The organism is Streptococcus pacificus (assembly GCF_016481305.1).
Classification (GTDB): domain Bacteria; phylum Bacillota; class Bacilli; order Lactobacillales; family Streptococcaceae; genus Streptococcus; species Streptococcus pacificus.
Window position 1 is genome coordinate 67,021 of the sequence record NZ_JAENBO010000005.1, and the last position, 25,332, is coordinate 92,352.

The 25,332-nt window shown below is 34.2% G+C and carries 21 protein-coding genes; all 21 read left to right on the forward strand.

Going from position 1 to position 25,332, the window contains the following annotated elements; genetic code table 11:
- The first annotated feature begins 16 nt into the window (after window positions 1–16).
- Complete coding sequence (locus JHK62_RS06610) at window positions 17–784, forward strand: ParB/RepB/Spo0J family partition protein (RefSeq protein WP_199575978.1); 768 nt, start codon at window positions 17–19, stop codon at window positions 782–784.
- 235 nt (window positions 785–1,019) lie between these two features.
- Entirely contained in the window at window positions 1,020–2,387 is a 1,368-nt protein-coding gene (gene dnaA, locus JHK62_RS06615; protein WP_199575979.1) for a chromosomal replication initiator protein DnaA, read from the forward strand.
- A gap of 145 nt (window positions 2,388–2,532) precedes the next feature.
- Entirely contained in the window at window positions 2,533–3,669 is a 1,137-nt protein-coding gene (gene dnaN, locus JHK62_RS06620) for a DNA polymerase III subunit beta (protein WP_199575980.1), read from the forward strand.
- A gap of 26 nt (window positions 3,670–3,695) precedes the next feature.
- The gene (locus JHK62_RS06625) at window positions 3,696–4,577 is read left to right on the forward strand and encodes a diacylglycerol/lipid kinase family protein (RefSeq protein WP_199575981.1); all 882 of its coding nucleotides are present in this window, start codon (window positions 3,696–3,698) and stop codon (window positions 4,575–4,577) included.
- Between the two features lie 15 nt (window positions 4,578–4,592).
- Window positions 4,593–4,790 (forward strand): DUF951 domain-containing protein, encoded by a 198-nt coding sequence (locus JHK62_RS06630; RefSeq protein WP_199575982.1) that lies wholly within the window; start codon window positions 4,593–4,595, stop codon window positions 4,788–4,790.
- 25 nt (window positions 4,791–4,815) lie between these two features.
- Window positions 4,816–5,754 (forward strand): aldo/keto reductase, encoded by a 939-nt coding sequence (locus JHK62_RS06635; RefSeq protein ID WP_199575983.1) that lies wholly within the window; start codon window positions 4,816–4,818, stop codon window positions 5,752–5,754.
- Between the two features lie 170 nt (window positions 5,755–5,924).
- Window positions 5,925–6,587 (forward strand): YoaK family protein, encoded by a 663-nt coding sequence (locus JHK62_RS06640; protein WP_199575984.1) that lies wholly within the window; start codon window positions 5,925–5,927, stop codon window positions 6,585–6,587.
- A gap of 238 nt (window positions 6,588–6,825) precedes the next feature.
- On the forward strand, window positions 6,826–7,188 hold the full coding sequence (locus tag JHK62_RS06645) for a helix-turn-helix transcriptional regulator (protein WP_199575985.1): 363 nt from the start codon (window positions 6,826–6,828) through the stop codon (window positions 7,186–7,188).
- 94 nt (window positions 7,189–7,282) lie between these two features.
- A complete protein-coding gene (gene ychF, locus JHK62_RS06650) occupies window positions 7,283–8,398 on the forward strand; it encodes a redox-regulated ATPase YchF (RefSeq protein ID WP_199575986.1) in 1,116 nt (371 codons plus the stop codon).
- Window positions 8,399–8,465: 67 nt separating this feature from the next.
- Window positions 8,466–9,035 carry an aminoacyl-tRNA hydrolase gene (gene pth, locus JHK62_RS06655; RefSeq protein ID WP_199575987.1) on the forward strand — a complete coding sequence of 190 codons (570 nt, stop codon included), beginning with the start codon at window positions 8,466–8,468 and terminating at the stop codon, window positions 9,033–9,035.
- Window positions 9,028–12,525 carry a transcription-repair coupling factor gene (mfd, locus tag JHK62_RS06660; protein WP_199575988.1) on the forward strand — a complete coding sequence of 1,166 codons (3,498 nt, stop codon included), beginning with the start codon at window positions 9,028–9,030 and terminating at the stop codon, window positions 12,523–12,525. Before pth ends, mfd begins: the two co-directional genes overlap by 8 nt.
- On the forward strand, window positions 12,500–14,008 hold the full coding sequence (locus JHK62_RS06665; RefSeq protein ID WP_199575989.1) for an oligosaccharide flippase family protein: 1,509 nt from the start codon (window positions 12,500–12,502) through the stop codon (window positions 14,006–14,008). The genes mfd and JHK62_RS06665 overlap by 26 nt, the downstream gene beginning before the upstream one ends.
- Before the next feature lie 26 nt (window positions 14,009–14,034).
- The gene (locus JHK62_RS06670) at window positions 14,035–14,307 is read left to right on the forward strand and encodes an RNA-binding S4 domain-containing protein (protein WP_199575990.1); all 273 of its coding nucleotides are present in this window, start codon (window positions 14,035–14,037) and stop codon (window positions 14,305–14,307) included.
- A complete protein-coding gene (locus JHK62_RS06675) occupies window positions 14,294–14,665 on the forward strand; it encodes an FtsB family cell division protein (RefSeq protein ID WP_199575991.1) in 372 nt (123 codons plus the stop codon). Before JHK62_RS06670 ends, JHK62_RS06675 begins: the two co-directional genes overlap by 14 nt.
- Complete coding sequence (locus tag JHK62_RS06680) at window positions 14,665–14,790, forward strand: SP_0009 family protein (RefSeq protein WP_199575992.1); 126 nt, start codon at window positions 14,665–14,667, stop codon at window positions 14,788–14,790. Before JHK62_RS06675 ends, JHK62_RS06680 begins: the two co-directional genes overlap by 1 nt.
- Entirely contained in the window at window positions 14,787–16,076 is a 1,290-nt protein-coding gene (locus tag JHK62_RS06685) for a serine hydrolase (RefSeq protein WP_199575993.1), read from the forward strand. Before JHK62_RS06680 ends, JHK62_RS06685 begins: the two co-directional genes overlap by 4 nt.
- A complete protein-coding gene (tilS, locus tag JHK62_RS06690; protein WP_199575994.1) occupies window positions 16,073–17,335 on the forward strand; it encodes a tRNA lysidine(34) synthetase TilS in 1,263 nt (420 codons plus the stop codon). Before JHK62_RS06685 ends, tilS begins: the two co-directional genes overlap by 4 nt.
- A 13-nt stretch (window positions 17,336–17,348) precedes the next feature.
- Window positions 17,349–17,891 (forward strand): hypoxanthine phosphoribosyltransferase, encoded by a 543-nt coding sequence (hpt, locus tag JHK62_RS06695; RefSeq protein ID WP_199575995.1) that lies wholly within the window; start codon window positions 17,349–17,351, stop codon window positions 17,889–17,891.
- Between the two features lie 24 nt (window positions 17,892–17,915).
- Window positions 17,916–19,877 carry an ATP-dependent zinc metalloprotease FtsH gene (gene ftsH, locus JHK62_RS06700; RefSeq protein WP_199575996.1) on the forward strand — a complete coding sequence of 654 codons (1,962 nt, stop codon included), beginning with the start codon at window positions 17,916–17,918 and terminating at the stop codon, window positions 19,875–19,877.
- 422 nt (window positions 19,878–20,299) lie between these two features.
- A complete protein-coding gene (locus JHK62_RS06705) occupies window positions 20,300–23,491 on the forward strand; it encodes a Cna B-type domain-containing protein (protein WP_199575997.1) in 3,192 nt (1,063 codons plus the stop codon).
- A gap of 157 nt (window positions 23,492–23,648) precedes the next feature.
- A complete protein-coding gene (locus JHK62_RS06710; protein WP_199575998.1) occupies window positions 23,649–25,058 on the forward strand; it encodes an APC family permease in 1,410 nt (469 codons plus the stop codon).
- Window positions 25,059–25,332: the final 274 nt, after the last annotated feature.

Below are 25,332 nucleotides of genomic sequence, written 5' to 3' on the forward strand. Positions count from 1 at the left end.
AGTTTTGAGAGGAAAAATGAAAGAAATATTAAAATTAATTCCAATAAAGGATATTCACAAAAATCCCTATCAACCAAGAATTCATTTTGACCAAGAAGCCCTTGAAGAATTAAGTTTGTCAATCAAGGAAAATGGTCTCATACAGCCAATTATTGTTAGAGAGTCTGATATTTTGGGTTATGAATTGATTGCTGGTGAGAGACGTTTAAGAGCTTCTAAATTAGCTGGTTTAGAAACAATTCCTGCCATTATAAAACCAATTAGTGACGAAGATAGTATTAAACAAGCTATTATTGAAAATCTCCAACGCGCTGACTTAAATCCTATAGAAGAAGCAAAAGCTTACCAAAATTTAATCACTCAACAACAACTCACACATGATGAATTAGCTTTGTTCATGGGGAAATCACGCCCTTACATTACTAATGTTTTACGTCTTTTAAACCTTCCTCAAGAAATAAGGAGGGCCTTAGAAGAAGGTGTTATTTCTCAAGGGCATGCTAGATTACTGGTTGGTATCAAATCAAAAGAAAAACAATTTTACTGGTTTGAAAAAATTCAAAAAGAGGCTTTAAGTGTTCGTGAATTAGAAAAAAAGGTGCACACTACTAAACCAGCCAAAACAAAACGGCCTGATCTATTTATCCTTGAAAAAGAGAAAGATTTACAAAAAAGTCTTGGTCTTCCTGTTACCATTAAATACAGTAAAAATGGAAAAGGAAGCCTAACAATTAACTTTACAACAGAAGAAGATTTCAACAGAGTTATCAACAAATTAAACTAATTTGTTGATAAGATTATTTTAATAACACCTTTATCAACAGAAAAAAATAGTCTCAAAACTGCAGAATTATCACCAAAGATAACACTTATCCACATATTGTGGATAAGTGTTATTCATATTGTTAATAGTTTACTAACACCTGTGGATAACTTTCCTTATTTCCTCTTATTTTGATGGCTTTCTCTCTTTTTTTATGTTAAAATAGAAAGAACTGAACAATCTTTTAGGAGGCGCTGTGATGGGCAATGAGCAGATTTTTTGGAACAGATTGATAGAACTAGCTCAAGAAAAATTACGACAAACTGCTTTTGATTATTATATTGCCGATGCAAAACTAATCAAGGTTGAAAATAATATAGCAACAATTTTCATCGAAGAGAAAAATAAGAAACTATTTTGGGAAAAAAATTTGAAACCAGCTATTCTAACTGCTGGTTTTGAAATCTACGATGCTGAAATAACAGCAGAATATGTTTTCGAAGACTTCTTAACAACAAGTCAGACAACAAAACAACCAGAGGCATTCTCTCAATCAAGGCATTCCTACCAAGAATTAACACCTATTGAAAATGACTTAAATCCCAAATATCGTTTTGATAACTTCATTCAAGGACCAGGAAGTCAGTGGGCTTTTGCGGCCGCAAGAGCTGTTGCTGAGACACCAGGAATTACCTATAATCCTTTATTTATCTGGGGTGGTCCAGGACTTGGAAAAACACATTTACTAAATGCTATCGGTAATTTCATTGTTGAAAATGATCCTAAAGCACGAATAAAATACATAACCACTGAGGAATTTATCAGTGAGTATGTCACTCATATCCGTTTAAAAACCATCGATGAGTTGAAAAATCAATTTCGCAATCTAGATGTGTTACTAATAGATGATATTCAATCACTAGCCAAAAAACCTGGCACGCAAGAAGAGTTTTTCCACACCTTTAATGCCTTAAGAGATAAAAATAAACAAATTGTCTTAACAAGTGACCGGTCTCCTGATCAATTAAATGATTTGGAAGATCGTCTTGTTACCAGATTTAGTTGGGGATTAACACAAGATATTACGCCACCAGAATTTGAAACACGTGTCGCTATTTTACAAGAAAAAATAAAAGAATACACCTATGATTTTCCACAAGAAACCATTGAATACCTTGCTGGACAATTTGACTCCAATGTCAGAGAGTTAGAAGGTGCCTTAAAAGATATCAACTTAGTGGCTAGTACGAAAAAAGTTTCAACGATTACCATTGAATTAGTCGTAGAAGCCATTCGAGCTAGAAAACAAGAAAAACCAATCATTAAGGTTATCCCGATTGAAATGATTCAAGAACAGGTTGGAAAATTTTACGGTGTCACCACTAAAGAAATCAAGTCGACCAAAAGAAATCAAAACATTGTTCTCGCAAGACAAGTCGCTATCTTTTTAGTGAGAGAGATGACTGATAACAGTCTTCCTAAAATTGGTAAAGAATTTGGTGGTAGAGATCACTCAACCGTTCTTTATGCCTACAATAAAATCAAAAATATGTTGGCCCAAGATGATAATTTAATGATTGAAATCAAATCCATAAAAAATACTATCAAACAAAGCTGTGGATAGAAATGACCTTTTTCGCAATAGTTATCCACAAGCCTTCAACAAGGGGTAGCCTTAGACATATAAGGGATTAGAGGAGTTTTCCTCACTCTACACAGGCCTTATTATCATTACTATATATAATACTTATAAAATAAAGGAGTTTTCCATGATTCATTTTTCTATCAACAAAGCTTTTTTCCTTCAAACTTTAAATGCCACTAAAAGAGCTATCAGTTCTAAAAATGCAATTCCTATTCTTTCTAGTTTTAAAATCGAGGTTAGTAAGGATGCAATCACACTAACAGGCTCTAACGGTCAAATTTCAATTGAAACAATTATCTCTTCTAGTAATGAAGATGCTGGCTTATTAATTAGTCAACCAGGAGCAATTTTACTTGAGGCAAATTTTTTCACAAATATTATCTCAAGCTTACCTGATATTATTTTTGAATTTAAAGAAATCGAACAACAACAAGTCCTATTAGTTAGTGGTAAATCAGAAATTACCTTAAAAGGAAAAGACGTGTCTCATTATCCAAGATTACAAGACATTGAAACGTCACATCCTCTTGTTTTAAAAACAGAATTATTCAAAACGCTAATCAGTGAAACAGCATTTGCGGCAAGTCATCAAGAAAGTCGTCCCATTTTAACTGGGGTTCATTTCACATTAACGAATAATAATGAATTGAAAGCTGTTGCAACAGACTCTCACAGACTTAGTCAACGTAAGATTAGTCTTGACAAAAATATTGCCCATTTCGATGTGGTTATTCCAAGTAAATCACTTCGTGAATTCAGTTCAGTCTTTTCAGATGCTATTGAAACTATTGAAGTTTTCTTTTCTGATAGCCAAATCTTGTTTAGAAGTGACTCCATCAATTTCTACACAAGACTATTAGAAGGGAATTACCCAGATACTGATCGTTTATTAACCAACCAGTCTGAAACCAAGCTCGTTTTTAGTACAGGAGCCTTAAAACAAGCTATGGAAAGAGCATTTTTAGTCTCTAATGCCACTCAAAATGGGACTGTTAAACTTGAGATTACTTCACAAAAAGTAATGGCTCATGTTAATTCTCCAGAAGTGGGTAAAGTCAATGAAGAATTAGACGTCTTAGAATCAGCTGGTTCTGATTTAACTATTAGCTTTAATCCGACTTATTTGATTGAGTCTCTAAAAGCTCTAAAAAGTGAAACTGTTGAGATTCATTTTATATCACCTGTGAGACCATTTACCCTTCTTCCTGCAGATGATAAAGAGAATTTTATTCAGCTAATCACTCCTGTACGTACCAACTAAACTAAAATGAAAAAGAAACTCAACTAATGAAAATACACTTATTAGCCAACCCTAATTCAGGAGATAAGTCTGCTCTTGAAAAGTATGAAAATTTAAGGCAAGCTTATCCTGAAATTGATTTTAAACTTTACATTACGACTAAAGTGGATGATGAAAAAAATCAAGTTTCTGAACTGTTATCTTCTTTTAACAAAGAAGAGGATGCCATTTTAGTGATTGGAGGAGATGGGACTTTATCAAAAGTCCTATCAAACTTACCAAGAGAAATTCCTTTTGCTTATTATCCCTCAGGGTCAGGAAATGATTTTGCTAGATCGTTAAACATTAACAATATTGATCGCATTATTTCTGCGATAAAACAACAAAAAAAACAAACCATCAATGTCATTAACTATGATAATGGCATCATTATCAACAGCCTTGATTTTGGGTTTGCGGCCAAGGTGATAAGTTTTTCTGAAACCTCACGGCTTAAAAAGATACTTGGAAAGGTTAAACTAGGAAAACTAATTTACCCTTTTTATGGTGTTGTTTCTTTGTTTTGCACCCCGACAGCAACTGTTTTTTTAGAAACCGAACAAGAAACGTTAACCCTTTCTAATAACTTTTTCTTATCCTTTGCTAATAGTCGTTATTTTGGTGGAGGAATAGTCGTTTGGCCAGATGCTAGTCCTTTTGACCCTAATATTAATTGTGTTTATTTTGAAGATGCAGGTCTCTTGAAAAATGTGAAGACCCTACTAGCTATTCTCTTTAAAAAACACAAAAATACAAGTGCTATTCAACATAAGGTTTTTCAAAAAGTCACTATTACCAGCACAAAAGACAATTTAGTACAAGTGGATGGTGAAGTGATTCAAACCAATCAACTATCACTTTGCTGTGAACAAAGAGAGATTTATCTCTAGAAAGGATTTTTTAAAATGTATGATTTAGGATCCTTGGTTGAAATGAAAAAGCCTCATGCCTGTATTATCAAAACAACAGGTAAAAAAGCTAATCGTTGGGAAGTCGTGAGAGTTGGTGCAGATATCAAGATAAAGTGCACTAACTGTCAGCATATCGTGATGATGAGTCGCCATGACTTTAATCGTAAACTCAAAAAAGTATTGGAGCTTTAATCTAGCCAATAAAGGAGAGATTGTTATGGTCAACAATAATTTAAATATTCCTGACAATTATCAAGGAAAATCATTTCAGATTGCAAGATTTGGTCTTGGTTGTATGAGAATGTCCACGAATCCCACTTCAGATAGAAAAGAAAGCATTGCAACTATTCATAGAGCTTTGGATTTAGGCATTAACTTTTTAAACACAGGTGATTTTTATGGTCCAAATGGCCATAATGAAAAATTGCTCGGTGAAGCCCTTAAAGGGCAAAATAGAGACAAGGCTTTTATTTCTGTGAAATATGGTACCTTTGGCAATCTCTTTTCAGGTGGCAATACTGTTGATGTTGGTCCCAAAAATGTTAAACAATACATAACCTCAACCCTTAAAAATCTTAATCTTGACTATATCGATTTGTATCAACCAGCAAGAGTTGATATCGGTATTCCCATCGAAGAAACGATTGGTGCCTTGTCAGACCTAGTTAAAGAAGGTTATATTAAACATATTGGCTTATCAGAGATTGATAGTGATGTTTTAAGAAAAGCTAATGCTGTACATCCTATCAGTTTAGTAGAATTAGAATATTCTATTACCAACAATAGTATCGAACAAAATATTCTGCCAGTTGCTAGAGAATTAGGAATTGGTGTTGTAGCTTTTGGATTATTAAGATTAGGACGTCTTTTTGAGTCTCAAAAAGATCCTCTAACAGATGTCATGACGGCTATAGCCAGTGAAAAAAATATTTCAATTGTTCAATTGGCGCATGCTTGGATTTACAACAAGGGTGAAGATATCATTCCTTTAACTGGTGCTAGAAAAATAGCTCAGTTGGAAGAGTCTGTTGCTAGCCTTAAAGTAGAATTAACAGAAGATGATATTGCTAGAATCAATGAAGCTATCAAAATTAGCAAGATTGTTGGCCCATCTATGTCTAAATTCACGATAAAAAATGGACAAGTTAGTTATTAAAATCGTATTAAAGTGAAAATGACTTAAAAATGACAAAAAGAAGACTTTTAAAATAATAGGACTCTTAAAACATCAGTCATGATGAATTTTTCAAAAAGTTTTATAATAAATAACGGCAAGTGATAACGACATTTGCCGTTTCATATTTTTTACAAAGAAGGTTATGTCACATGGATACAAAAAAATACGTTGTTCATGAACGCTTAGAATTTGGACTATTATTAGCTACAGTAGCAGGTGGTTTAGATGCTTATACTTTTTTAACTCATGGCGAAGTGTTTGCTGGTCTCCAAACAGGTAATTTTATTTTACTTGGTATTAATTTAGGGCAAGGTCATTGGAAGGCTTTGATAAATTATATTATCCCAATTATTGCCTTTTTTACAGGAGTTTTGGTTACTAGGTTGCTACAAAAGAAAATCAAGAAGCACCAACAACTGTGGTTTGCCTTTTTTGAGGCCATTTTGTTACTTTTTGTAGGGTTATTTTCCTCATTTCTCCCCAATCTTCTAGCTAATGCTGTCCTTTCTATCGCTGCTGCGATGCAATTACAAGTATTTGCAAAATTAAAAGGAAGTCCCTTTACATCTTTGATGATGACGGGGAATTTACGTAACCTTGCCACCTATTTTTTCGACGCTTATATTGAACAGGATAAAACTAAAAAAAGTGCTTTTAAAGATACTTTGTCCATTTTGACTAGTTTTGTTTTTGGTGCTTTACTAAATGGTTTTTTTGTCACTTTTTTTGGTCAAGCAACCATTTTACTCAGTTTACTTTTTTTGGGAATAGCGATTTTTATACTCGTAAAAGAGAAAAAAGCTTTTTTATAAGTGAATTATTTTGATTTAAATAAGGATTGAATAGCTTGTTGTCTCATGAAATTCAGTGTTACAATAATTACTGTTAATTTTTTATAATTTGATTTGAAATTTTCTTTGCAACCATAAAAATCTTTTTAAATAAGCTTTTAGAGGAGATTTGCAACTGTTAGTTGCGTCAAAAAGTGCTAGCAAACTCAAAACAGAAGCGCTATGATGAAGACAGAAAATAAGGAAAGGTGGTCTAGTAATGACACTATTTGCAGAACAATTGAAAATGCATCGCAATAAAAGAAAATTATCCCAAGAAGATTTGGCAAGAGAATTATTTATCTCTAGACAGGCTGTTTCGAAGTGGGAAAATGGTGAAGCTACTCCAGATTTGGAAAACCTTGTCAGTCTATCAGAACTATTGGAACTTAGTTTAGACGAATTGGTGACAGGTAAGGAACCACCTGTACAAATCATTGATAAAAGTATGAATGGTTGGGAGTTTTTCACTAGACTAGGACAATGGTTTGTTAAGGTTTTTGGTCCTTATAAATGGTTTTATATTCTTGTGTTTCTTTATTTATTTTACTGGTTCTTACGTTCTAAAGGAATTGCTCCTTAAGAATAATCATCAGCTTGCAATCTTGCAGGCTTTTTTCTTTGATTTTATGCTATAATAGTTGTGATTGAATTTTTGAATGGAGAATAGAAATTTTATGGCTTTAACAGCAGGCATTGTTGGTTTACCGAATGTGGGAAAATCAACCCTATTTAACGCAATTACAAAAGCAGGTGCAGAAGCTGCCAACTATCCTTTTGCGACCATTGATCCTAATGTTGGTATGGTAGAAGTGCCAGATGAGCGCCTTCAAAAAATTACTGAGATTATTGTTCCTAAAAAAACAGTGCCAACAACCTTTGAGTTTACAGATATTGCAGGAATTGTTAAAGGGGCTTCAAAAGGTGAAGGACTAGGTAATAAATTTTTAGCTAATATTCGTCAAGTAGATGCCATTGTTCATGTTGTGCGTGCCTTTGATGATGAAAACGTCATGCGTGAACAAGGACGTGAAAGTGCTTTTGTTGATCCTATCTCTGATATTGAAACGATTAATTTGGAGCTGATTTTAGCAGACCTTGAATCTGTTAATAAACGTTATGCGCGTGTTGAAAAAATGGCTCGCACCCAAAAAGATAAAGACTCGGTCGCAGAATTTAATGTTCTTTCTAAAATTAAACCAGTTCTAGAAGAAGGAAAATCGGCGAGAACAGTTGCTTTTGACAAGGAAGAAGAAAAAGTTGTTAAAGGACTCTTTCTTCTCACTACAAAACCAGTTCTTTATGTGGCTAATGTCGATGAGGATAAGGTAGCTGACCCAGACAGTATTGACTACGTTCAACAAATTAGAGCCTTTGCCGAAACTGAGAATGCTGAAGTTGTTGTCATCTCTGCGCGTGCAGAAGAAGAAATTTCTGAGCTTGATGATGATGAAAAAGGAGAATTCTTAGAAGCTATTGGTTTAACTGAATCAGGTGTTGATAAATTAACCAGAGCGGCCTATCATCTGTTAGGACTTGGCACCTACTTTACAGCTGGTGAAAAAGAAGTTAGAGCCTGGACCTTTAAACGAGGGATGAAAGCACCACAAGCAGCAGGGATTATTCATTCAGATTTTGAAAAAGGTTTCATCAGAGCAGTAACGATGAGTTATGAGGATTTGATGACTTATGGTAGCGAAAAAGCCGTTAAAGAAGCTGGTCGCTTGAGAGAAGAAGGAAAAGAGTATATAGTCCAAGATGGCGATATCATGGAATTTAGATTTAATGTGTAACTGACATTTCAAAAGGTTGGAAATAATATTTCCAACCCTTTTAGTGTTTAACAAAAAGGAAAAAAGAATGACAAAAATGATAATTGGGTTAGGTAATCCAGGTAGTAAGTATCAAGAAACAAAGCATAATATTGGTTTTATGGCCGTTGACACTGTTGTCAAGGATTTTGACACAAGCTTTACAGCTAATAATATCTTTAAAGCCGATATCGGCACTTTTTTTCATAATGGTGAAAAAATATATCTTGTCAAACCTACAACTTTTATGAACAATAGTGGCATTGCGGTAAGAGCGCTATTAACATACTATAATCTGTCTGTTGATGACCTGCTAGTGATTTATGATGACCTTGATTTAGCGATTGGTAAGATTCGTTTGCGCCAAAAAGGTTCTGCAGGGGGGCATAATGGCATTAAGAGTATCATTGAGCATATTGGCACAAAGGATTTTAAGCGCATAAAGGTTGGTATTGGTCGTCCTAAGGAAAAAATGACAGTTGTTAAACATGTTTTATCTCCTTTCACGAAAGACGATAAGATAACTATTTTAAACACGTTAGATAAGGTTGACACGATTGTCAAGGACTATTTACAAGAACAAGATTTTGAAAAGATGATGCAAAAATACAATGGATAAGATGACACTTTTAGACTTAATTAGTCAAAACAAAACAATCACCAAGTGGTTAAAAACCATCAATCAATCAAAACGTCAACTTCTGATGGGGTTATCAGGTTCTGTTAAAGCACTCGTTATGGCAAAAGCTTATGAGGAGCAAACAGGGAAACTGGTTATTGTAACAGCAACACAACATCAGGCAGAACAATTGATCGACAACCTATCCACTGTGATAGAGGATACTGAAATTTATCATTTTTTTGCTGATGATGTCCCTGCTGCAGAATTTATTTTTTCTTCGTTAGATAGGGCTTCTTCGCGTTTAGAAAGCTTAAAATTTTTACTAGATAAGAATAAAAAGGGTATTTTAGTCACAAGTATTGTTGGACTAAGAGTCTTACTACCCAGTCCAAAACAGTTTAAAGAAGCCATTATTTCTCTGACAGTTGGTGAAGAAAAAAATCCAAAGGCATTAGTTGATCAGCTTCATCAGATGGGGTATGATCGTGTGTCTCAAGTTTTAAATCCTGGCGAATTTAGTCAAAGGGGAGATATTCTTGATGTTTATGACATCACACAGTCTTTTCCTTACCGTCTTGAATTTTTTGGCGACGAAATTGATGGCATAAGACAATTTGACAGTGAGACACAAAAATCTCTCGATGTGATAGAAAAGGTTGTTATCAATCCAGCAGATGACGTGCTATTAACAAAAGAGGATTATTTAAGGGCTACTTCTAAAATAGAAAAAGCCATGACAGTAGCTAATCAGGATCAAAAACAATTTTTAGAAGCATTTTTAAGTGATACCAAACACTTTCATAAAGCAGAACGTGTTCGACAGTTTTTATCGCTCTTTTATGAAAAAGAGTGGACATTAAGAGATTATTTCCCCAAAGGAACTCTTGTTTTCTTTGATGACTTTCAAAAAATCAATGAGCAAAACACACGTATAACTCTTGAAGTTGCTCAGTTGTTGACAGATGATTTACAAAAACATCAATCTCTTTCAACAATGTCTTATTTTGCTGATCATTTTCAAGACTTCAAAAAATATCAACCAGCTACTTTTTTCACTGCTATTCAACGTGGTTTAGGGAATCTGACATTTGATGCCTTGTATCAATTTAATCAGTACCCCATTCAAGAATTCTTTAATCAATTGCCCTTATTGGTTGATGAGATTAAACGTTATCAAAAACAAGAAGTGACGGTGATCATTCAATCAAGTACCAAAAAAGAACTCTTGCGATTACAAGAGACACTTAGAGAGTATGGATTAGATATTGCTATCGCCTCGAAAAATCAAATTGAACCCTCTCGTGTTCAATTACTACAGGCTTCTTTATCGAATGGTTTTTATTTTGCCGATGAAAAACTCGTCTTTATTACTGAAAAAGAAATTTTTCATAAAAAAGTGAAACGTCAAAGACGAACCACGCAAATGACAAATGCGGAACGCCTCAAAAACTATAATGACCTTGAAAAAGGGGATTATGTGGTTCATCATGTTCATGGAATTGGTCGATTTTTAGGCATTGAAACCATTGAAGTATCAGGTGTTCATAAGGATTACATTACGATTCAATATCGAAATTCTGACCGCATCTCTATTCCAGTTGAACAAATAAATCTGATTTCTAAATACCTTGCTAGCGATGGTAAAGAGCCAAAAATCAATAAGTTAAATGATGGTCGTTTCCAACGCACCAAACAAAGAGTTTCCAAACAAGTTGAAGATATTGCGGATGATTTGATTAATCTTTATGCCAAGAGAAGCCAACTAAAAGGCTTTGCTTTTTCACCTGATGATGATAGTCAAAAAGAATTTGAGGAAGATTTTCCCTTTGTTGAAACTCCTGACCAATTGCGCTCCATTAAAGAAGTTAAAAAAGATATGGAAAGCTCTCAACCAATGGATCGTTTACTGGTTGGTGATGTTGGTTTTGGTAAGACAGAAGTTGCTATGAGAGCAGCATTTAAAGCTGTTAACGATGGCAAACAAGTCGCTATATTAGTGCCAACAACGGTTCTTGCACAACAGCATTATCAGAATTTTAAAGAACGTTTTGAATCCTTTCCAGTAACAGTTGATATCGTCAGTCGCTTTAAAACAAAAAAAGAGCAAGAATTGACCCTTGATAAGTTGAAAAAAGGTCAAGTTGACATTTTAATTGGAACCCATCGTCTCTTATCAGATGATGTTCAATTTTCAGATTTAGGGTTAATTGTTATTGATGAAGAACAACGATTTGGTGTTAAGCATAAAGAAAAACTAAAACAATTAAAAGCCAAAGTTGATGTTTTAACCTTAACGGCAACTCCTATTCCTAGAACTTTACACATGTCAATGCTAGGAATTAGAGACCTCTCTTTAATTGAAACCCCGCCAACTAATCGCTATCCTGTTCAAACCTACGTCATGCCCTCAACTCCTGATATCATCAGAGAAGCTATTCTTAGAGAAATTGATCGTGGTGGCCAAATTTATTATGTTTACAACCGAGTTGAGTCAATTGAGAAAAAAGTTTCTGAACTTAAAGAATTAGTCCCAGAAGCTAATATAGGCTTTGTTCATGGGCAAATGAGTGATATTCAATTAGAAAATACACTATTTAGTTTTATCGAAGGTCAATATGATGTTTTGGTGGCAACAACAATCATCGAAACTGGTGTTGATATTTCAAATGTCAATACTTTATTTGTTGAGAATGCTGATTATATGGGCCTTTCAACTCTGTATCAACTACGAGGTCGTGTTGGACGAAGTAGTCGACTAGCCTATGCTTATCTCATGTATCATCCTGATAAAATATTGACAGAAGTCTCAGAAAAACGATTAGAAGCTATTAAGGGCTTTACCGAGTTGGGTAGTGGTTTTAAAATTGCTATGCGTGATTTAGCCATTCGTGGTGCAGGAAATATTCTTGGTGCTTCCCAGAGTGGTTTTATTGATTCCGTTGGTTTTGAAATGTATTCACAGCTCCTTGAAGAAGCAATTGCTAGAAAACAGGGGCAATTACCAGAAAGACAAAAAGGCAATGCCGAGATAGATTTTAAAATAGACGCTTATCTTTCTAACGATTACATTAATGATGAACGTCAAAAGATTGAAATTTACAAACGCATCAGAGAAATTGATAGTCAAGATAACTATCAGGAATTACAAGAAGAAATCATTGATCGCTTTGGGGACTACCCAGATCAAGTGGCTTATCTTTTAGAAATTGGTCTGATTAAAAATTACATGGACAAGGCTTTTGTAGAGTATGTTCAAAAAAATAATGGCTATCTAACCATCCGGTTTGAAAAAAAATCACTAGCCATTTACTTAACACAAGACTATTTTGAAGCTATTTCAAAAACGCAACTCAAGGCCCGTATTAGTGAGCATCAGGGAAAAATAGAGATCATTTTTGATATTAGAAATAAAAAAGACTATGTCGTATTAGAGGCATTAAAACAATTTGGAGAAGCATTAGATGACATTAAAAAAAGGAAGACTTAATCATACTCAAAAAGCGAGTCTTATCATTGTTGTGGCTGGTCTTATATCAAAAATATTAGCAGCCATCTACCGTATTCCTTATCAAAATATTGTTGGTGATAGAGGCTTTTACGCTTATCAGCAAATTTACCCACTCATCGGGATCATCTCAACCCTAGGATTAGTGGCTTTTCCTAATATTATCTCGAGCCTCGCACAAAAGCAGCAAAAAACAACTCTTGGCAGTTTATTTCAATTGGAAGCTCTCCTTTCAGGAATAGGAGCAATCTTATTAATTGTTTTAAGTGGATTTTTAGCTCAATTAATGGGAGCTAGTCAATTAAAAATGGCCATTCAAATTGTCGGAGTGATCCTATTATTGGTTCCTTTTATTTCTTTTTATAGAGGATTAGCTCAGTCAACAGGCAATATGCAGCCAACAGCAGTCAGTCAGGTGATTGAGCAGGCAATTAGAATCTCTGTGATTATTTTAGCTGCTGTTTTATATGGTGTTTTGAAATTAAGCATTTATCAAACAGCGACGATAGCTGTTTCAGGTAACTTATTAGCTAGTATTATCACATTAATCTATTTAATAAAAAAAGCACCTATCTCCCTTAAGGAAATTAGTTCTGGTGGCTCTTTAAGCTTATCTGCCATTAAGCATATTGGTTTTCCAAGTCTTGTTTTTCTCTTTTTTTCAATCTATTTACTTCTCTTTCAACTAGTAGATGCTTTTCTAGTAAAAAATGCCCTAGTTGCTCAAGGAATGTCAAACAGTTTAGCTGAAATTGAAAAAGGGATTTTTGATCGAGGACAGCCTTTGATTCAATTTGGATTGATTTTCTCGACGGCTTTATTTACTACCTATCTTCCTAAACTAACACGGTATTACCACCAGAATAAAGAACATTATCACCAGGAAAACCAATTGTTTTTCTCCTTTATTTTTTATTTTAATAGTGTGATAACCATCGGTTTTCTAACCATTTTTCCTCAGATGAATCGTTTTTTATTTAAAAACAATCTAGGAGCAGTGGCTTTAATGCTTTATCTCTTGATTATTCTTTTAGCTAGCCTCATCCAATTTTTCCATCAAACCCTATTTATCGAAGGTTCTAATAGACAATCACTTCTTTATCTTTTGATAGGAGTTGTAGTAAAAATTCTTATCACCTATCCTCTTACCTTATTATTGGGTATTGTAGGTTCTAGCTTGTCAACGGTTATTGCCCTAATCCTTGTTTTAAGTTGTTACCTCAAAAAAGCCAAAATGAATTTACTAGTTTTTTTGACACCAAAATTTATCCTTTCATTGCTTGTTATGATAGGATTAGTATTAGGGGTGAGATATCTTATTCCAAGCACCAATAGGCTCACTTTATTTGTGAATATTATCTTATCAAGTCTAGTAGGTGCCAGTGTTTTTCTTTTAATGAGTACCAAATGGCAAGTTTTTGATAAAAGATTATTTTCTTTTCTACCATTCTATAAAGAAAAGTGATAAAATGAAGAGATGTGAGGGATATTATGAGATTAGATAAGTATTTAAAAGTATCACGGTTAATAAAAAGACGCCCTGTTGCTAAAGAAGTAGCAGATAAAGGTCGCATAAAAGTCAATGGTATTTTGGCAAAAAGTTCTACCAAATTGAAGTACAATGACATCATTGAGATTAGATTTGGAAACAAATTGTTATCAGTACGTGTTTTAGAAATGAAAGACAGTACTAAAAAAGAAGACGCCAATAAAATGTACGAAATTATTAGTGAAACAAGGATAGAAAAAGATGAAGAAGCCTAATATTGTTCAACTAAATAACGACTTTATCAAGGATGCTAATCAAAAAAAACGTTACGAAGAAGAAGAAATTCGTAAACGTCATCGTTTTATAGGATTAGTGTTGATTGTTATTACGCTACTTTTTATTTTGCCAACCTATAATTTAGTATCAAGTTATGTGACCTTGGAAAATAGAAAACAGCAAATCATTGAGTTGCAAAAAGAATATAACACATTGGAAGAAGAAACCAATCAAAAGAAAGAATTGGCTAATCGCTTAAAAGACACAGATTATGTGGAAAAATATGCGCGCGCCAAATACTCCTATAAATTTGAGGGCGAAGTCATTCTTCAGACCCCGGAATTACTACCTAAATAATGAAAAATTTAATTAATACTATCGAAAAATTTTTGACATACTCCGATGATAAACTTAAGGAGTTATCAGAGAAAAATCAAGAGCTAAAAGAAAAAACAAAGAAGGGAGAGGAAAAAACAAAATGAAAAAAGTGTTTGCTTTCTTTTTAGCAATGTCTGTTTTTTTGTTGCCTCTCTCCATCATTAGTACGGAAAAAGAGGTGTCTCTTTCTAATGGGTTACACTATCAACTAACACAAGGCCCAGCTACTCAAGTGGACTATTTTTCTTATTTCCCTGAAAATCCTGTTTTAAAACAAAATGTTCAAATTTACCAAGACGTTAACCTCTCAACCCCTTTAACGATTGTTGCTGCAAACACACCGCTTAATTTAAACCGTTATCTTATCAATGATGCTAACATCCCTGTTTTTGAATTATCAAATGGTGGCTTTATTAGTGCTAGTTATGAAAATATTTTAGATGATGTTATACTGAGCCAAGAGCCTATTGAAGCTACATTTTGGGTAGGTAAAAAAGCTGTTTTTTATACAAGCCCTTTTGTAGTCGGTGTCAAAAACTCTGGACAAACAGTCGCTGATTTTTCTAATGTTACTGTGTCGCAAAAAGCAACCACCAACCATGGTACTTATTATAAAGTTGAAGGAAAAGGTTGGATAGACGAAAGTACACTTTCTGAAAATGATAATCGTATGGCACATGTCCAAGATATCTTGAATGAAAAATATCAAAATGCTGATATTTCAGTTTACGTCAAGGATTTGACTAGTCAAGATGTTGCACAAATCAATGCCGACAAGCCAATGTATTCTGCTAGTATCACTAAACTCCCTATTTTGTATTATGCCCAAGAAAAACTTGATAAAAACCTTGTTTCTTTAGAGAGTCAGTTTAAGTATAACGATAAGTCAATGGCATATGATGGTGCCTATGACACTGATGGTAGTGGGGATATGAGCAAATCACCTGATGATAAGGACTATAGTGTCGAGTATCTTTTAAAAGCAGTTAGTCAAAATTCAGATAATGTTGCTAGTAACTTATTAGGTTACTATGTTGATGATAAATACGATGCTGATTATCAAACAAGCATTTCAAAGGCTATCGGCACTAATTGGGATATGGTCGGTAGAAATAGTACAGCTCAACAAGCTGGTCTGATGATGGAAGCCATTTATTATCAAAATGGTACGATTATTGATTATCTTTCTCAAACAAAATTTGATAATGAGCGTATTTCAAAAGATATCGATGTTCAAGTAGCTCACAAGATAGGAGATGCTTACGATTTTAGACATGACGTTGCGATTGTCTATACCGAAAGACCATTTATCTTATCAATTTTCACAGATCATGCTTCCTATGATGATATAACAGCTATTGCAAATGATGTCTATGGTGTCTTAAAATGAACAATCAACAACTACTACAAATTATCCAAAAAAAATCTTATTTTTCTAAGCATAATAAGGTGTTGATAGCAGTTTCGGGTGGTTTTGACTCCATGGCTCTTTTGCATTTTTTATATGCCTACCAATCGGTACTAGACATCTCAATTGCAATTGCTCATGTTAATCACCACCAACGTCTAGCTTCCAAGGAAGAAGAAGATTATTTGAAAGAATGGGCAACGACTCATGACATTCCTATTTATATCAGTCATTTCAAAGGAGTGTTTTCAGAAGAAAAAGCCAGAAATCATCGCTATGCTTTTTTCAAACAAGTCATGTTAGAACAAGGTTATACGGCCTTGGTAACAGCTCATCATGCAGATGATCAAGCAGAAACGATTTTTATGAAATTATTGAGAGGATCTCGTTTGATTCACCTAGCCGGTATGAAAGAAAGACAAACTTTTGCTGATGGCGAATTAATTCGACCGTTCCTCACACTCAATAAAAAAGAATTGCCTCATGTTTTTCATTTTGAAGATGCTTCAAACCTAGAAAATAACTTTCTTAGAAATCGTATAAGAAACCAGTATCTTCCTACTTTACAAAAAGAAAACCCAAAATTATCTCATCATCTGGTTGAGACAGGTAAAGAAATTACTTTGTTAAAAGAAGCCTTACAGTCATTGACAAGCCAAATTAACATAGAAGACTGTCAGATTTTTTTAAGTCAAGATGCTGCTGTGCAGTATTTTTTATTGCAAAACTACTTAGAGCAATTCGAGGCATTAAATTTATCCAAAGAACAGTTTGAAGAAGTTCTCCACATTATTAAAACAAAGGCGAACTATACTCATCATTTAAAAAATAACTATTATCTATTAAAAGACTATCAGCGATTTACTATTAAAAAAATAGACCTAAAGACCGATAGTCAAAGCCTTAAAAAAGTGTTAGAATATGGGAACAATGTGACCATTGGTCATTATCGTTTTTCTTTCTCAAAACAACCAAGTGGTATTCCTTTAACTAGTCTCTCTCCAATTACTTTAAGACACCGCAAACAAGGGGACAGCATTAAATTAGGTAGTCATACCAAAAAAATTAGACGCCTCTTTATTGATGGCAAGTATTCTTTTTTGGAGCGACAAAACGCCATTATTGGCGAACAAGATGGCCTTATCATCTTTGTTATGGTTGGCGGTGACACATATTTGAGAAATCACTCTAATAATGATATAATGATTGCTACATTACATATTGAAAAAACAAAAGAGTAGAGAGTGGTAGAAGATGTTAGAAAAAGATATTAAAAAGGTTTTATATACTGAAGAAGACATTACGAAAAAGGCGAAAGAATTAGGTCAACAATTAACAAAAGACTATGATGGGAAAAACCCATTATTAGTTGGTGTTTTAAAAGGTTGTATTCCTTTTCTAGCGGAACTTATTAAACACATCGATACTCAAATTGAGTTAGATTTCATGGTTGTTTCAAGTTATCACGGTGGAACAACAAGCAGTGGTGAAGTAAAAATCTTAAAAGATGTCGATACTAATATTGAGGGGCGTGATGTTATCTTTATCGAAGACATTATTGATACAGGAAGAACCCTCAAATATCTAAGAGACATGTTTAAATATCGTCAAGCAAAATCAATCAAAATTGCAACCCTATTTGACAAACCAGAAGGACGAGAGGTTGCTATTGAAGCTGATTATGTTTGTTATGATGTTCCAAATGAATTTATTGTAGGTTTTGGATTGGATTACAGAGAAAATTATCGTAATCTTCCTTATGTAGGCGTTCTAAAAGAAGAAGTCTATTCAAAATAATCATAGAAAGTTTATCATCAAAAAATGAAAAATAATAACAATAATGGATTTGTCAAAAATCCTTTTCTCTATATTTTAATTATTATCTCCATTATTTTTGGGGTTCAATATTTTTTGCGTGGTTCATCCCCTCAATCACAAAAAATTAATTATTCTACCCTCGTTTCAGAAATTAAAAAAGGTGAAATTGACACTATTTCCTACCAACCAAATGGTGGTATTATTTCTGTAGAGGGAAAATATAAATCTGAAAAAACAGTTGAGAATAAAAATGATTTAGCCTTTTTTGGTAATTCAAGCACAAAAGTCAAAGAGTTTACGTCTATCATTTTACCAAGTGAAACGTCTATTCAAACCTTACAAGATGCCGCTGAAGAGGCAGGGACAGAAATCACTGTTAAACCTGAGAGTTCTCTTGGAACATGGGTTTCGTTGATTGTTGGCTTTTTACCTTTCGTCATTTTAATTTTCTTTTTCACTATGATGATGAATCAAGGTGGTGGCGCTCGTGGTGCCATGAACATTGGTAAAAACAAAGCTAGAACAGCTAATAAAACAACCGTTAAAGTGCGTTTTTCTGATGTTGCAGGTGCTGAAGAGGAAAAACAAGAATTAATCGAAGTCGTTGATTTCCTCAAAGACCCTAAACGTTACAAAGCCCTTGGCGCTAGAATTCCTGCCGGTGTACTCTTAGAAGGCCCTCCAGGAACGGGTAAAACCTTACTAGCAAAAGCGGTTGCCGGAGAAGCCGGTGTTCCTTTCTTTAGTATCTCTGGTTCGGATTTTGTTGAAATGTTTGTTGGGGTCGGAGCTAGCCGTGTAAGATCCTTATTTGAAGATGCTAAAAAAGCTGAACGTGCTATTATCTTTATTGATGAAATAGATGCTGTTGGTCGTCGACGTGGTGCCGGAATGGGCGGTGGAAACGATGAACGTGAACAAACCTTAAACCAATTATTGATTGAAATGGATGGTTTTGAAGGGAATGAAAATATCATTGTTATTGCCGCAACGAACCGTAGTGATGTCTTAGACCCAGCCCTTCTAAGACCAGGACGTTTTGATAGAAAAGTCTTAGTTGGTCGCCCAGATGTTAAAGGACGTGAAGCTATTCTAAAAGTTCATGCTAAAAATAAACCATTAGCAGAAGATGTCAACTTAAAAGTAGTCGCACAACAAACCCCAGGTTTTGTTGGTGCTGACCTAGAAAATGTTCTTAATGAAGCTGCTTTAGTTGCTGCTAGAAGAAATAAAACTAAAATTGATGCTAGTGATATCGATGAAGCAGAAGATCGTGTGATTGCTGGTCCATCTAAAAAAGATAGAACTGTTTCTGAAAAAGAGCGCCAAATGGTGGCTTATCATGAAGCTGGGCATACGATTGTTGGTCTTGTTTTATCAAATGCTCGTGTTGTTCATAAAGTAACCATCGTTCCAAGAGGACGTGCAGGTGGTTATATGATTGCTCTTCCAAAAGAAGATCAAAACCTTCTGTCTAAGGATGATTTGAAAGAACAATTAGCTGGTCTTATGGGTGGTCGTGTTGCTGAAGAAATCATCTTCAACGTTCAAACAACTGGTGCTTCTAATGACTTTGAACAAGCAACACAAATGGCACGTGCCATGGTCACTGAATATGGAATGAGTGAAAAACTCGGTCCTGTTCAATATGAAGGAAATCATGCTATGATGCCTGGGCAATTGACACCTGAAAAATCTTACTCTGCTCAAACCGCTTTATTAATTGATGAAGAAGTAAGAGAACTCTTAAATGAAGCGCGTGATAAAGCAGCTGATATTATCAATCAAAACAGAGAAAAACATAAGTTGATTGCAGAAGCTCTTCTTAAATATGAAACACTTGATGCTCAACAAATTAAATCTATCTATGAAACTGGTGAAATGCCTAAATCATTAGAAGATGAATCAGAAGATACTCATGCCCTTTCCTATGATGAAATCAAAGAAAAATTAGTAAAAGAGTAAACTAATTATTTTAACATAAGACGTTGCGACGTCTTATGTTTTTTTATTTTTAAAAAAATAGTAACAATCACCAAAAATAATCTTTATATACTTCTTTAAAAAATTATGAAACATACGAAATGATAAAATTTTATAATATTTATAACCAACATGGATTCTGATTGAAAAAATTACCTATAAATACTAGACTATCCTCAAATTGTTTAGCGCTTTGTTTACAAACGCTATGCAAACAACAAATTGTTTTCAGTAAGTAACAAAAACATCCCTCTACCAGACAGAAAATGGTAGAGGGATTTTATGAAATTTCATGAAAAAATGTGAAAAAATTCAAAACTACACATAATTATTTGCTATTTATAAATCAAAGTGATAGACTAATCTTGGGTTTCTGTCTAACTTTAAAAGAAAGGATTTTAAAGATGAGTAAATCAATAAAATTATTTTTTAAATCAACCCTAATTGCTATTTTTGCTATTATAGGAATGATTATAGCTTCAGCAAATACCGTTGAAGCTAAGGAACTTAACAATGTTATCTCAGATGTTATTATTTGGGATGTAGGTAATGGAAGAGAAGCTTCGAAAAATGCTCAAGGCGAATACATTTTAGTAAAAGATGCTTCTTATCGATTTTCAACTAATTTTGATCTTGCTGACTACAACAATAACGTAGAAAATGGAGATTTTTTCACGTTTAATATCCCTGCCCCCTTCAATCTTGAAGAAACTAGTTTTGACATGATAGATAAAGAGACAGGAATAGCTATTGGTGCTGTAAAAGTAACCTCCAATGGTGCAGGCAATGGAGGAAGTGCCACAGTAACAATACAAAACTTAGATGCTTATTTGGAACAGAAAAAAACAACAGAAGTGATTAATGTCACAGGAGATTTTTTTGCTCAATTTACTATGACTGAAACATTGGATAAAACAACTATTGTTTTTGAAAACATGAAAGACATTGGTCAAAAAGAAGTAGTAATTTCTGTTATTCCAAGAGCTAGTACAGACAATACAGAAACGTTAAAAAAAGAAAATTTTGCCAAATACGGTGGTGTTTTAAGAGAACGCCCATATACTTCAGATGCTTTAGGTAAGTCAGGACAATATCAACACCCTTGGAGAATTCGCCTTAATGCTTCACAAAAACAGTATGATTTCTTAACAATTACTGACTATGTGAATGATTCAGGAGCTCCAATGCAATTTATTCCTGAAACTTTGGTTGTATCTTCTGGTGATGGTATTAATCAGGGTTATCAACTTAACAATAGACAAATTTTAACCGAAGGTGTTGATTATACTATTACTTACGATAGCTCATACACAAAGTTTGATTTAACAATTAATAATCCTGGCTCTAAATCATTTATGATTGATTATGCTACCACTGCTCCTGCAGATGGGTCAGTTGTTATTAATAGTGCTCAAGTCCTCTCTGATAAAGGAGATTTAACCATAACAGATGATCGTACTGAGACTGTAACAAATGTAACACGAAATAGCCGTGTAGCAAATGGTGGAACCATTAATATTGAAACAGGAAATCGCATCACTATTTATAAAACTGATTTAGAGACAGGGGAAGCTTTAGCTGGTGCTGTTTTTAAAATTACAAAACCAGACGGCTCTGAAATCACTTTAACAGCAACAGATGATGCGAACGGAATAACTCAATCACCAGTATTTTCTGAAGCAGAAATGGCTGCAGGAGAATTCACTATTACTGAAATCACCGCGCCAGACGGCTATATTTTATCAAGTGATCCTATAAAAGTAATTGTTACTGATAAAGGTGTCATTCGTACTATTACTAATAAAAAAGGTAAGACATCAATTACTGGTCAAAAAACTTGGAATGATAATAATAATCAGGATGGTAAACGTCCAAAAGAAGTAACCATTAAATTACTAGCAGATGGTGTTGACACAGGAAAGACAGCAACAACTAACGAAGCACAAGGATGGACTTATACTTTTAATGACTTAGATGTTGTTAATGCTCAAGGTCAAGATATTGTTTATACAGTAGAAGAGGTTGCTGTGCCAGAATATGATACTATGGTCAATGGTTATGATATTACAAATACTCATACCCCAAGTACTACTAAAGTATCAGGAACTAAGACATGGAATGACAGCAACAATCAAGATGGTAAACGCCCAACAGAAATTGTCGTTAATCTGTTAGCAGATGGCCAACCAACTGGACAAACTGCAACTGTTAACGAAGCAAGTAACTGGGCCTATGAATTTACTGATTTACCAGAATTTAAAGATGGTCAAAAGATTGTTTACTCAGTGACAGAAGAGGTTGTGCCAGAATATACTACAGAAATAAATGGTTTTGATATCACCAATAGCTACAATCCAGGTAAAACAAGTCTCTCAGTAACAAAAGTTTGGAATGACGCCAACAACCAAGATGGTGTCCGCCCAGATAGCATTAAAGTTCAACTTTATGCCAATGATAAAAAATCTGGCAAAGAAGTAACATTGACAGCAGCAGATAACTGGACTTACACATGGACTGACCTTGCTCAAAAAGCTAAAGGTAAAGACATTGTTTACAGTGTTAAAGAAGTTGGTGAAGTGACAGGATATACTACCGAAATTACAGAAACCTCAAAAGGAAATGTGACAATTACAAATACTCACACACCAAGTACTATTAAGGTTTCTGGAACTAAGACATGGGATGATAATAACAACCAGGATGGTCTACGTCCAACAGAAATCGTTGTTAATCTCTTAGCTAATGGTCAACCAACAGGTCAAACAGTTACTGTTAATGAAACCAGCAACTGGGCTTATGAATTCACTAACTTACCAGAATTTAAAGATGGTCAAAAGGTTGTCTATACAGTGACAGAAAACAAGGTAGATAACTATACTGTTGCGATTGATGGCTACAACATTACCAACAGTTACCAACCAGGTAAAACAAGTGTGACGGTTTCTAAAACATGGGATGATGCCAACAACCAAGATGGTATCCGTCCAGATAGCATCAAAGTACAACTTTATGCTAATGATCAAAAAATTGGTGACGAAGTAACGTTAACTGCTACAGACAACTGGACTTACACATGGTCAGATCTTGATGAAAAATCAGCAGGACAAACCATTGTTTATACTGTTAAAGAAGTTGGAAAAGTTGACGGTTATACTGTTAGCCTTGGTGAAATGAATCAAGGAAATGTGACAATTACTAATACCCATACACCAAGTGTTATTAAGGTTGAGGGTAAGAAGACATGGGATGACGCTGACAATAAAGATGGTTTAAGACCAGAGTCTATTACCGTACGTCTTTATGCGAATGGTAAAGAAGTGAAACATGTTGAAGTGACAGCTAAAGACAAGTGGTCATATCGTTTTGAGAATCTTCCAGAATATGAGAATGGTAAGAAAATCGAGTATAGCCTTTCAGAAGATGCGGTTAAAGGTTATACCACAGTGATTAAGAGTTATGACATTACAAATGTTCATCATCCAGAAAAACCACTTCCAAAAACTGGAGAATCAAATAAGATACTGTTTAGTGTTTTAGGTTTCGCTATCCTTGCTATTGTAGGATTTATCGTCTATAGAGTTAAACGTTCTCGTTAAGCCAAAAAAACAAGCAAAAACTCTTGTCATTTGACAAGAGTTTTTAATGTAGTGAACCGTTATAAATAAAGTGTATAAAAAGTGAATAAGCCTTATAATTGTACAAATGAAAGACAATGTGTTAGACTGGACTAATTATTGTAAAGCGAGGAAATTTATGGGAATTTTTAGGAAAAAGACTACATTAGCAAAAAAGACAGAATTAAATAGACATCTGAAGGTTACTGATTTAATTTTTCTAGGCTTAGGTTCTATGGTAGGAACTGGAATTTTGACTGTCACTGGTATTGGGGCAGCCAACTTTGCTGGACCAGCACTTATTGTATCCATTGTTATATCAGCAATAGCGGTAGGATTGTCTGCACTATTCTTTGCTGAGTTTGCCTCTAGAATCCCTACCAATGGGGGTGCCTATAGTTATATCTACAGGACCATGGGAGAATTTCCTGCTTGGATTGTTGGGTGGTATGTTATTATGGAATTTCTAACAGCAATCTCAGGAGTTGCTTCAGGTTGGGGTGGGTACTTTAAAGGTCTGTTATTTAGTTATGGTTTAAAATTACCAGCCGCACTTAATGGTACTTTTGATCCTTCAAAAGGACACTATTTTGATCTTTTTCCAATTCTAGTAGTGATTTTAGTGACAGGAATTGTTTTATTGAAATCAAAGTTTGTTTTCAAACTCAATAATATTTTAGTACTTCTAAAATTTTCTGCGCTTATTCTATTTATAGCAATAGGTCTATTTCATATTGATGTAAATAATTGGTCTAATTTCTCTCCATTTGGCTTTGGTCAAATTTACGGTGGTCAAACAGGAATTATGGCTGGTGCATCTCTGATGTTTTTTGCCTTTCTAGGTTTTGAGTCAATTTCAATGGCTGTTGATGAAGTTAATGAACCACAAAAAAACATTCCTAAAGGAATAGCTCTGTCATTATCAATTGTTACATTGCTTTATATTGTTGTAACTCTTGTTCTAACAGGTATGGTTCACTATACAAAATTAAATGTTAGTGATGCTGTTGCTTTTGCTTTAAGAAGCATTGGTTTAACATGGGCAGCTAACTATGTGTCAATTGTAGCAATACTAACTTTAATCACTGTCTGTATCTCAATGTCTTATGCTCTAGCAAGGATGATATACAGTATTAGTCGTGATGGACTTTTACCAAAAACGTTTAGTAAAGTCTCCAAAAATCAAAAAGTACCAAGAAATGCAACCATTTTAGTTGGTGTAATAGCTGCTGTTTGTGCGGGTATATTTCCAATTGCAAGCATTGCCTCGTTTTTAAACATATGTACATTAGCTTATCTCATTATATTGGCGTATGGTATTATTAAATTGAGAAAAAATGAAGGATTACCTAAAAAAGGTGAATTTAAAACCCCTCTAGTCCCAATTTTACCAATTATTTCTATTGTCATTTGTCTTTCATTAATGAGTCAATATGCATTAGGAACGTGGTTGGCGTTTGGTTTAACAACAATTGTTGGGGTTGTTATCTACGTTTTATATGGCTATCGCCACTCAAGTCTTTCAACAACTGTTGATGATGAAAAATAAAATACATAAAACTAACATAAAATTTACTAAACAACTAGATTTATGTTAGTTTTTTTGTTATAATAGATTTAATGTCACCTCCAAAAATATTAGTTAATTTTTAAGAAAAAGTTATTGACAAATTAAAGCTGAGGTGCTAGAATATAATAGTTGTCTCGAAAGAGGCTTGACCTTTGAAAACTGAACAAGACAAGAAACCAAACGTGCAGGGTTATGAAAGTAACCTGTCAAAAAGTAAAAAAAGCAATAAATCTGTCAGACGACAGTAATGAGT